General features: G+C 47.9%; 6 protein-coding genes. All 6 read right to left on the bottom strand.

Annotated features, from left to right (window positions below; all coding sequences use genetic code 11):
* Positions 1-19: 19 nt before the first annotated feature.
* The 6 genes from EXT46_RS14640 to secA all read right to left on the bottom strand — a co-directional run bounded on the left by EXT46_RS14640 (position 20) and on the right by secA (position 11,708).
* Positions 20-1,327, bottom strand: coding sequence for a sugar MFS transporter (locus EXT46_RS14640; RefSeq protein ID WP_130148137.1), 1,308 nt, complete (start codon positions 1,325-1,327; stop codon positions 20-22).
* 406 nt (positions 1,328-1,733) lie between these two features.
* Positions 1,734-4,355: a family 20 glycosylhydrolase gene (locus EXT46_RS14635; protein ID WP_130148135.1), complete on the bottom strand. Its 2,622-nt coding sequence runs from the start codon at positions 4,353-4,355 to the stop codon at positions 1,734-1,736.
* A gap of 174 nt (positions 4,356-4,529) precedes the next feature.
* Positions 4,530-6,236, bottom strand: coding sequence for a gamma-glutamyltransferase (gene ggt, locus EXT46_RS14630; RefSeq protein ID WP_130148133.1), 1,707 nt, complete (start codon positions 6,234-6,236; stop codon positions 4,530-4,532).
* 127 nt (positions 6,237-6,363) lie between these two features.
* Entirely contained in the window at positions 6,364-8,454 is a 2,091-nt protein-coding gene (locus EXT46_RS14625; RefSeq protein WP_130148131.1) for a M13 family metallopeptidase, read from the bottom strand.
* Between the two features lie 92 nt (positions 8,455-8,546).
* A complete protein-coding gene (mutT, locus tag EXT46_RS14620; RefSeq protein WP_130148129.1) occupies positions 8,547-8,936 on the bottom strand; it encodes an 8-oxo-dGTP diphosphatase MutT in 390 nt (129 codons plus the stop codon).
* Positions 8,937-9,002: 66 nt separating this feature from the next.
* Positions 9,003-11,708, bottom strand: coding sequence for a preprotein translocase subunit SecA (secA, locus tag EXT46_RS14615; RefSeq protein ID WP_022946063.1), 2,706 nt, complete (start codon positions 11,706-11,708; stop codon positions 9,003-9,005).
* Positions 11,709-12,119: the final 411 nt, after the last annotated feature.

The raw sequence follows: 12,119 nt of genomic DNA, 5'->3' as shown, positions 1-12,119 counted from the left end.
CTAATGGAATAGAAATTAGTTACTTCCAAGAGGTCATTTTGTGACCTTTGAGGGCATAGAACAGGAAAAATACATAGCTAGGTAACATCACCCAATACGCATTTTGCTGTCCTTCTGCGGAAATTGTTGAACCGGTTGCTAAACTCAAAAACACTGGGCCGAACGCCCCACCAGCAATCCCCATTACTAATAGGCCTGAGCCAACGCTAGTCAGTTTGCCTAAGCCCGATAATGCCAGTGGCCAAATTGCTGGCCATACCACAGCATTAGCTAGACCACACAAAGCGAGCATCAGTACCGTGTCTGGTAGTGCAGGCCCACCAAAAGGCACTAACAATGCTTGCGCTAACACTGTAGAGTCGCGACTCACGGTAGTAATACCAATCACCAAGGCAAAGCCGAGAATTGCTGAGCCACTGAGTGCGGCTTGCTGGGAAATAACGCGCGGAATAAGAATAATCCCGAGAATATAACCCGCCACCATGCACACCATAGTATAAGAGGTCATCACCCCGTAGTTTTCCACGCCAAGAGCAAGTGCATAAGAGCCAATAGTATCACCGGCGATCACCTCAACTGCGACGTACAAGAACAAGGCCATCACGCCCAGAGCCAAGTTCGGGTGCGCTAATGCGGCTTTAACCTGACCTTTACCACCTGCTTGCTCTTCATCATCGACCAACTCAGGCAGCGGAGAATATTTAACAGCTAACGCCAACGCACCGATAAATAATGCCATGCCAATATAAGGCCATACTAAGCTGTTAGCCATGGCATCAATATCATCTTGGCTGAGCTCTTTGCCCACTAAACCGGTGAAGTTGCTAATAATCAATGCGGTAAACACCATAGGCGCAAATACCCCTGCACCTTTATTTAAAATGCCCATGATACTGACACGTGCTGCCGCTGACTCTTCAGGGCCAATGCGCACGACATAAGGGTTAACGGCTGTTTGCAGCAAGGTTTGCCCTATCCCCATCACCAATTGGGCAAATAAGAATAATGCAAACACTTGGGTTTTGGCGGCCGGAATGTATAAGAACCCCGCGACCATCATAGTTGCCATACCCAGTGCCATGCCATTTTTATAGCCAATTTTCTTGATCACTAGTGCTGAGGGCACAGCCGTAAAAGTGACCGCGATATAGAAAGAAAATAGAATAAGCGAGGCCTGAAACGGCGTCAGCTTCAAAATTTGTTGGAGGTAGGGCATCAATGAGCCATTGAGCCATGTTGCGAACCCTAGAATAAAAAACAGGGTCGCGACAATGGCCATAGGCACAAAGTTGCTTTGCTTTTTAGTTGTTGACACTGTTGCTTCCATAAACTCTTCTCGTTGTCGATATAGATAACATCAAAACTAAGCAGATCATATAGTTATCTCTACCGTTTCGATGGAAGCTGACTTCAAAGCCAGCCTATAAGTAAGCGCACAAGCTCACCGAATATAAATATTATTGTTATAGCCGCGCTTTTTCACAGCACGTTAGGATAAAACTAACGCCTAGTTCACAAAAATGACAGCGCTGCCATAAACTGTACGTCAAAAGCGTTTATTTTACCAGCAAGAATTTTATCAGCCTGATAAAGAGCTATATAACAAAGAGTTGGCTTAATTATGCCGGGTTACAAAGGTTATGAACCGGCACTTTGCGCTGTCTGTATGCAATGGCTGGAGGGATACAAAACAGGCATCGCCTCGCAGCCATGCCTCTTTATGTATGCGGTGATTAACGCACGCGAGTGGTGCGACTGGTTTGATTATTCACCCGTGAGCGCAGTAACACCTCAGCGTTCGCACTGACAGTGACCGACTGCTTATAAGGCTGCCAAGTGCTACCGTTATCTAGGCTGTATTCGATACTTAGCCCAGGATAGGCGCTATTAGCCACCAACTTACCCTGCTCAATCACACCGCCAGGCACCGGTAAGTGCAAGGTAATGCCATCACGATCGAGTTTGTATAGCTCCTTTATTGCTAAAGCACTGGCAAAGCGCTGCCAATCCTGCTGGCGTGCGCGAGAATCGGGTTGCTCTCCTTCCCACTTCGCTTTGTGCCATGCACGCTCAGCGACCGCAAGCATACGGGGGAAAACCATGGCTAGTACTTGTTCTTCGGTACGAATCGTTTCAGACCATACTTGCCCTTGCATTCCCAACACATTTTCTGGCTTTTCCAAGGCTGGCATTGGTCGACCCACCAAGGCTTCGAGGTTATCTATTTTATCGCGAGCGCGGGTGTAATCAGCATTGGCATAAAGGTCGTCAGGCATATAACCAAACACTTTCTCGGTATCGGTGTAGCGCGTTGCCCAGTAATATCCGCGCTCTTGTGGGTGCGCTTCATAAGGATGGTCAAAATATAAATGTGTGCCATGAGAGAGGATCACTTGATAACCGGCGTTAGCTAAACGATAGGCACGATCGGCGACGCCCCATTCCCAAATATTGTCCCAGGCGTTGGTAAAGAACACCTCATTGGGGTACTCATCGCGGTTAAACGGGTTGACCTTGTCGTACATAATGCCGTCTTCCCACACCCCAGGGGCAATGCCACGCTTATGTAGCAACTGTGCCACCCGCTGAGTAAAGTAGGGTTTTAAATCGGCCACTCCGGCCACCCCATTGTTGGCTTCGGCGAATAGCGCTTGGCATGCGGGAGAGCCAATCCAAGAGCCAGCTCCCACTTCATCACCGCCAATGTGCAAGTAGCGAAGTTTAGTCCCCGCTTCACGGTACATTTGCTGTAACTCATAAGTGACTTTATCCATAAATGCATAGGTTGAGTCTAAGCACACATTCATTGAGTTATCGGTGTAATTTTGCACCGTGATATAGCTGGAGGTGTCTTTTGGGTCACTGAGCAGATAGCGGGTGGCGGCACTTAAATCAACCTGACTAAACTCCTGAGTACCCGGTTGTGGGTTAGTTAAAGAGCCTTGAGCATATTGTTCTGCCTGCTGCTTAAGACGACGATAACGGGCTTCCATCGCTTTAATAGAGGCACGAGCATGGCCGGGCCCCTCAATTTCTGGGATGATCTCAATATGGCGGGCTTTGGCAAACTGCAATAGCTCGATAAAGTCGGCGCGACTTAAGTAGCCATTGCCGGAACCTGACTTAAATGGCCCCGTGCCCAACTGCGTAAGCAAACAGCGATTTTCTTGTAGATCGAAACAACGATACGCGCCAATTTCGGTAAGCTCGGGTAAACCAGGAATTTCTAAGCGCCACCCCTCATCTTCGGAAAAATGCCAATGTAAGCGGTTCATTTTATAGCGCGCCATTTGCTCTACGAGCTTGAACATCGCTGCCTTACCATGATAATTACGGCCATTGTCGTAGTGCATGCCACGCCAGCCATAACGGGGATTATCGCGCACTTCAAGGTTCGGTAATGTTGCCGCACCGGTCGCTGGTAACAGCGCCAACAAACTCTGCATACCATAAAAAGCACCGGCATTATCGTGGCCGACGATGCGGATAATGTCGTCATCAATTTCCAAGTAATACCCTTCAGGCTCACCGACCTGAGCATCCACGCTGAGCTTAATGACTTTATCTTCGCCAGCATTAAGGTGGTCGGCCTGAGCGCGGAGGTTCAAGCCATATTTGGCTTTAAGATCCGCAGTGAAGAGCGCCACTTCTGAGCTTAACTGCCCGGCAAAGCTGATACTCCAGCTCTCGTCTAACACCGCACTGCCACGATGGTAATCCACCTCTTGTGGCCTAGGAATAATACGTTTAACTGCTTGTTCGGCATCGACCTTGGTTAAACCTTGGTTACGCTCAAAACGCACCTTTGCATCAACCAAGATGGTTTTATCTTCGGGGTTGTTGTAACGGCGGAGCTGCTTGGGCTCACTAAAAGGGGTAACGAAGTCACTAAAGTCCTCGCTGTCGGTATTAGCAAAAATGGCAGGCTTAGTATCCTTAGCAACAACAAAGGCACGGGGCATAAAGTCACTGTAAGCGACTATCCATACACTGGCTTCAAATGGGATCACCAGGGTTTCACCGCTGGCTAAACCAGCAAAGTCACTAGTAGGAATTAATCGGTGTAAGTCGCCATTAACGTGTTCAATACGCAGCCCTTTAACGCTTTGCTCCTTCATTTTGCGCACGTTATGCAAGTAGATTTGCCAATCTCCCTGGCCTGCCGGCAGCGCCACATCGGAGCGGTTAGTCAGGGTAATGCTGCCAAGAAAGCTGCTGTCTTTGTTATGGAAGTTGTCTTCTACCGCGAACATAAACTCGGTATTCGCAGCAAACTGGTTAACTTGCTCTTGGCTCAGCTGAGCCTGAGCCGCAATGGGGAGCATTAAGGCGGCGATAAGGCGTTTTCTAAACATGGTGACTCATTCCTTCCCTTGTTGGTGTTATTGTTTTTTTGGCTGATTATCGACCATCATATAAAATTCATAATGACAGCGCTATCATTTATCGATTATTTACATCCGCTGATAAAACATAAAGGCGGCCGAAGCCGCCTTTATCAATTAACACTATCTGCCTGCTAGGGTATATCAATACCCCGCCGCATGGCCGTCTTTTCTGGTCTCAGAGGCGCCGTAATAAACACCGTTTTCCGGGTCACGCATAATCGCTTGATACCCCCCGAATGGCCCCACTGCGCCTTGCAGGGTATGACCTTTTTTCATTAGCTGACGCTGCGTTTCCATACTAAAGCCAGTTTCAAGTGATACATAGCCGCCGTCGGTCATCACTTCATCAGTAGGCTGGCTGGAGCCTGTATGTAAGATCCGAGGCGCATCGCCCGCTTCTTGCAAGTTCATACCAAAATCAATCATATTGATGAGGATTTGCGCGTGCATTTGTGGCTGTGTTGCGCCTCCCATCACCCCATAACTCATGTACGGTTCACCATCTTTGGTCACAAAGGCAGGAATAATGGTGTGAAACGGGCGCTTGCCGGGTTGATACTGATTAAAGTGCCCGGGCTGTAACGAGAATAACTCTCCTCGGTTTTGCAGTACAAAGCCCAGCTTTTCGGGGGTCATGCCTGAGCCCATACCGCGATAATTACTTTGAATGAGCGACACCATGTTACCGTCTTTGTCTGCGGTCGTGAGGTAAATAGTATCCCCCTCTACCGGCCCAGCTTGATCGCGCTTCGCCGCTTTATTGGGGTCAATCAACTTACGTCGCTCGTCGGCATAGTCTTTAGATATTAGCCGTTGCACAGGAATGTCATTAAACGCAGGGTCGGCATAATATTTAGCGCGATCAGCAAAGGCTAACTTCTTCGCCTCGACAAAAGTATGAATATACTGCGCACTATCAAAACCCATGGCGGCAATATCATAGTCTTCAAGAATATTAAGGATTTGCTGTGCCGCGATTCCCTGCCCATTCGGCGGCAATTCCCACAACGTATGACCACGGTAGGTGCTGGCCACCGGCTCGACCCATTCGCTAGTATGGTTCGCTAAATCTTCATAGCGCAGGTAACCACCGTGGGCTTGCATATAACGGTCTATTTCTTTGGCAATTTTGCCCTTATAAAACGCATCACGCCCGCCCATGGCTAGCTGTTTATAGGTATTAGCCAATGCCGGGTTTTTAAATATCTCGCCTTTTTTCGGCATTTCACCATCAGCCATAAAGACTTCTTGGAAACCTGGGTATTGAGCCCGCGCTGACACACTGCGCTGCATGTAATATGCAATCAATTCACTGACCGGAAAGCCGTTTTCCGCATACTCTATACTCGGCTTTAGAATTTTTGCCATGCTCAACGAGCCAAACTTTTTATGCAGCTCAAACCAGCCATCGACAGCACCGGGCACAGAAACCGGTAAAGGCCCATAGCTGGGGATTTTACCTTCCTCAGCGGTGAGTTTCTTTAGTTCCTCGAAACTCAAGCCTTGGGGCGAGCGCCCTGAGGCATTCAAACCATAAAGTTTGTCATCCTCAGCTGAGTACACAATGGCAAATAAGTCGCCGCCAACTCCGCACCCTGTGGGCTCGACCAGGCCAAGCGTGGCATTGGCAGCAATCGCAGCATCAATGGCATTCCCGCCTTGTTTGAGAATATCTAAGGCCACCTGTGTGGCCAGCGGTTGGGAAGTTGCTGCCATTCCTTGCGTTGCAATCACTTCCGAACGGCTGGCAAAGCTATGGCCGGTAATACGATCATAAGCCTGAGCCACCCCAGATAATACACTGAGCGAAATCCCTGCTGCGCATAGTCCTAATGTTATTCGCTTCATACTCTACTCTGTTGTTTTTTTAGTCGCATAATTAACTTAGTGATAAATCGACAGTGAAGCAATGTCTTTGCGGTCGCCAACATAAAAAAGCCCAGCAATTGCTGGGCCTTGTAGCGATTAATGGAAATTACCAAATCTTGACGCGATCTTCGGGTTTGATGTACATCTCATCCCCTTCTTTGACGTCAAAGGCTTCGTAGAATTCAGGCATGTTTGGCAATACACCAATAACACGGTAGTGACTTGGGGCGTGAGGGTCCGTCATCAAACGGTTACGGAGCTCTTCATCACGATACTTACGACGCCAAATTTGTGCCCAGCCCATGAAGAAACGCTGCTCACCGGTGAAACCATCCAGCTCTGGCGCTGGTTGGCCATTTAATGATAGCTGATAAGCTTTGTAAGCCACGGTTAGGCCGCCTAAGTCACCAATGTTTTCGCCCAGTGTTAGCTCGCCGTTGACGCTAGCATCTTCGAACGGAGCGAAGCCGTTAAACTGCTCCACTAATTTCTTACCGCGCTGTTCAAACTGCGCTAAATCCTGCTCACTCCACCAGTTACGTAGGTTTCCGTCACCATCATACTTAGCGCCTTGGTCATCAAAGCCATGGCCTAATTCGTGACCGATCACCGCACCAATTGCACCGTAGTTGACGGCGTCATCCGCTTCTAGGTTGAAAAATGGCGGTTGTAAAATAGCTGCTGGGAACACAATTTCGTTATTCACCGGGTTGTAATAGGCATTAACGGTCTGTGGCGTCATGTGCCACTCAGAACGATCAACCGGCTTACCTAGTTTCTCGCGCATTTCGTTATACGCCCACTCGCTGTAGCGAATAAAGTTACCCGCTAGGTCATCTGCTTTAATTTCCAGTGCCGAGTAATCTTTCCACTTATCTGGGTAACCGATTTTCGGAGTGAATTTATTAAGTTTTTCTTTGGCGGCCACTTTGGTTTCAGCGCTCATCCACTCTAGGCCGTCAATCGCTTGGTCAAAGCCTTTGATCAGATTCTCTACCAACTCTTCCATACGCGCTTTCGCTTCTGGCGGGAAGTTGTCTTTGACGTAGACCTTACCGAGCATTTCGCCTAACACAGCATTGGCAGAGTCCACCGCCTTTTTCCAACGCGGCTTTTGCTCTTCTACGCCACGTAATGTGGTGCTGTAGAAAGCGAATTTACGATCGACAAAGTCTTTACTTAGCTCATCGGCATAGTTGCTCACAAAGTGGAAAGTCAGGTAATCCTGCCAAGTATCCAGCTCAGTTTCTGCGAAGATGTTGCCAAAGTCTTCAAAGTAAGACGGTTGGCGAATGATCACTTCTTTGCTGTCGATATCCGACTGCGCTAAGAACTGCGCAAAATCGAATTCACCAGTCAACTCGTTTGCCTCGGCCACGGTCATCTTGTTGTATGACTTGGTCGCATCACGGCTTTGCACTCGGCTCCACTGGGCTTTGGCAAGCTTACTCTCTAGGGCAACGATGTCCTGCGCCGCTTGCTGAGCATCGTCAACACCCGCTTTGGTAAGCATATCAGTGATGTAAGTAATATATTCATCACGAATAGTGGCGAACTTTTCTTCGTCTTTTAGGTAATAATCACGATCTGGTAGACCCAGACCCGATTGCGATACATAAAGCGCATATTGGCTAGAGTTTTTGGCATCATTGTTAACATACCAAGCAAATGGCGTGGTACCACCTTGAATGCGAATGTCGGCCATCAGCGATACTAATTCTGACTTATCGCTCACGGCGGCAATGTTCTCTAAGTACGGCTTTAATGGCGTAATGCCTTTTTCTTCAAGCGCATCAGTATTCATGTAGCTGGTATAAAATGCGCCCAGCTTTTGCTCATCACTGCCCGCTTTAGCGTCGCTATTTTTAGCTGCTGCTTCAATCACTTCTTTAAGCGCTGCTTGCGACTGATCATATAAAGCGGTGAATGAGCCGTAGTTAGATTTATCACCGGGAATTTCGGTGCGCTCAAGCCATTGACCGTTAACGTGATAGTAGAAGTCATCTTGTGCACGCACATTACTATCGATATTTTCAAGCTCAATACCTGAACCCAGCTGCTGCGATTTTTTTGTTTCTTGTTTTGCAACTGTTTCTGCTTGTTGATTGTTACTGCTTGACTGTGTTGGCTGCTCACTGCAACCAGTCAAACCTAATGCTAAGGCCGTAGCCGCAGCAACTAAGGTTACTTTATACATGTTGTTGTCCCGATTAGATTAATAGAGTTATTATTCCGACTACGCCATATTAACCTGAACATTTGCTAAACACAGGCGCAGTTTGTAACAATTTATGACTGTTCCAGTAGCTTGTTGATAATCGCTACATTCGCCTCAGGAAAGGCGTAGTCGTTTAGGGCTGCGATATCCACCCAAGCCCCTTGCTGCCCTTCAGCACCATGCGGTTCGCCACTGAAATCGGCAACGATATGAATATGCAGACACACATGCTTGTCGCCGTAGTCATGCTCGATGCGCATAAATTCTTCGGTGCTATGCACACGGATTGCCACTTCCTCGTGTAGTTCCCGGCTCAGCGCTTGGGCAACTGATTCACCCGCTTCAATTTTGCCCCCAGGAAACTCCCACAGCCCGCCCTGGTGCTTATCTTCTGGGCGCTTACAAATATAGGTTTGCGATTCGCGTTTAATAATACCTACGGCAACGTCAACCTGCTTCATAGTACAACTCCATAAACAAAAAGCGGCAATATGCCGCTTTTTAAAACCATTATTTTAACTGTGCTATTAGCTTAACTTGCCACAGCACTGCTTATACTTTTTACCTGAACCACAAGGACAGGGTGAGTTACGACCCACCTTTGGCTCACTACGAGAAGCCACAGCTGCCTGCGGCGCATCGCCACCGACTTGCTCAGCATCAGCATGTTGATACTGACGAGGAACCTCTTCCGATTTACGGTGCTGCTCTTCGACTTTCTCTACGTCTTCTTCGGCACGCACTTGTACCTTGCTTAGAATATTAACGACATCAATCTTGAGGTTCTCTAACATAGCAGAGAACAACTCAAACGATTCACGCTTGTATTCTTGCTTCGGATTCTTTTGCGCGTAGCCACGTAAATGAATGCCTTGGCGTAAGTGGTCCATCGCGGCAAGATGATCTTTCCAATGCTGATCTAGGCTTTGCAGCATGACCGCTTTTTCAAATTGGCGAAGCACTTGTGCGCCGACCATTTCTTCTTTCGCTTTATAAGCGTTGGCCGCCTCATCAACAATACGATCACGCAGCTTTTCTTCAAACAGCTTGTTATCGTCGGCCAGCCACTGCTGAATAGGTAACTCGAGCAGGAAGTCGGCTTTTAGACGCTCTTCCAGACCAGGCACATCCCACATTTCTGCCAATGATTGAGGCGGAATGTATTGATCAATCACACCATTAACCACGTCATGGCGGATGGCGGTAATAGTCTCAGAGATATCCCCTTCTTCAAGCAACTCGTTACGCTGAGCGTAAACGACGCGACGTTGGTCATTAGCCACATCATCGTACTCAAGTAGTTGCTTACGAATATCAAAATTACGGGCCTCAACTTTACGCTGCGCATTTTCAATAGCACGGTTAACCCATGGGTGCTCGATAGCTTCGCCACGCTGCATACCCAGCTTGCGCATCATGTTAGTCATGCGTTCGCCGGCAAAAATACGCATCAATGCATCTTCCATTGATAGGTAGAAACGGCTTGAACCCGCATCCCCCTGACGACCAGAACGACCACGTAACTGGTTGTCGATACGGCGAGACTCATGGCGCTCAGTACCAATAATATGCAAGCCACCGGCAGCGATAACGGCATCATGGCGCTCTTGCCACTTAGCCTTGATGTCGGCGATTTGCTCTTCACTTGGGTTATCAAGCTTGTCGATATCACTTTGCCAGTTACCACCGAGCACGATATCGGTACCACGACCGGCCATGTTGGTCGCAATTGTTACTGTGCCAGGCAGACCTGCATCAGCAACGATATCGGCTTCTTGGGCGTGGAATTTGGCATTCAATACGTTGTGCTGAATTTTCTCTTTACGCAAATATTGCGACAGATACTCAGAACTCTCAATTGAAATTGTCCCCACGAGTACCGGTTGGCCGCGTTCTTGGCAGTCTTTAATATCTGCTAAGATGGCTTCGTACTTTTCGTCTTGCGTCAGGTAAACCAAATCAGCACGATCGTCGCGGATCATCGGTTTATTAGTAGGGATAACAACCGTATCTAGGCCGTAAATTTGTTGGAATTCGAATGCTTCGGTATCAGCGGTACCCGTCATACCGGCCAAGGTTTCATAAATGCGGAAGTAGTTCTGGAAGGTGATCGATGCCAGCGTCTGGTTCTCGTTTTGGATTTTCACCCCTTCTTTGGCTTCAACCGCTTGGTGTAAGCCCTCAGACCAGCGACGCCCTTCCATAGTACGACCGGTGTGCTCATCAACAATAATAACTTCATTGTCTTTGACCACGTAATCAACATCTTTCTGATACAGTTTATGAGCTCTAAGAGCGGCATAAACATGGCTCAGTAGGGTAATGCTACCCGCTGAGTACAACGAGTCACCTTCTTCGATTAGACCGCGCTGCGTTAGCAGTTCTTCAACTTTAACTTGGCCGCGCTCGGTCAGGTGAACTTGCTTGCCTTTTTCGTCGATAGTGAAATCACCATCGCCTTCAACACCCTCTTCGTCTTCTTTTTCTTGCAGTTCGAGCTCAGGCACAATCTTATTGATTTGCGTATATAGCTCTGAGCTATCCTCTGCCGGGCCAGAAATAATCAGCGGGGTACGTGCTTCGTCAATAAGGATTGAATCCACTTCATCGACAACAGCGAAGTTGAGTGGTCGTTGCACACGCTCATCAATGCTGAAAGCCATATTGTCGCGCAAATAGTCGAAACCAAACTCATTGTTAGTACCGTAGGTAATATCTGCACTGTAGGCTTCTTTTTTCTGCATCGGCATCATGCCAGGCACGTTACAGCCAACCGATAAACCTAAGAACTCGAACAGCGGGCGGTTGGTTTCCGCGTCTCGCTTGGCAAGGTAATCATTCACGGTAATAACGTGCACACCTTTACCGGTCAAGCCATTTAAGTAGGCAGGCAACGTTGCCGTCAGGGTTTTACCTTCACCGGTACGCATTTCTGCGATACGGCCCTGGTGTAATACCATGCCGCCAATTAGCTGCACGTCGAAGTGGCGCATGCCATAAACACGCTTAGAAGCCTCGCGCACAACAGCAAAGGCTTCTGGAAGAAGGTCATCTAGACTGGTGCCATTATCGTAACGTTCGCGAAACTCGGCGGTTTTCGCCTTTAACTCGTCATCACTGAGCGACTCTAGTTGGCTCTCTAACGCATTTATTAAAGCGACCGTTTTGCGTAGGTTTTTTATTGTGCGGTCATTGCGGCTACCAAAAACCTTGGTAAATAATTTAGTGATCATGATTTAACCGTTACATTCTCATCTGCATTAAGCGCTCTGGGTCAAACCCGAGTCACTTGCTTACTTAATATCATCCATTTATACAGCACCAGCGTGACATTAGAAGCACTTGGCGTGGACAAACTAAAATGTGACTGCTTGAGCGGTGTACTTTTGAGCGACATCATAACAAACTCAATGAATTGCAGCACCTAATAATACCAATTCCATTTATCCTGTTGGCCGCAGTAGTTTACAGCATTAGAAATTAATGGCATTGGTATTATCGCTGGCCTATCATAGCGTTCATAGAGATCTTTGCAATCATCCGAATGACTGGCTGCCCACCGCTTGCAATAAAGAAGTGATTCTCAGGGCTCAAGCATTCTCTAGAGGTGGTGACGATTTAGGCGAATTCAAGAGGCACCTTAG

Origin of the sequence: Pseudoalteromonas sp. CO325X, from assembly GCF_004208955.1 — a bacterium.
Lineage (GTDB): Bacteria > Pseudomonadota > Gammaproteobacteria > Enterobacterales > Alteromonadaceae > Pseudoalteromonas > Pseudoalteromonas ruthenica.
The sequence above is the reverse complement of the archived record's forward strand: the minus strand, read 5'-3'. Positions and strand labels throughout refer to the sequence as shown.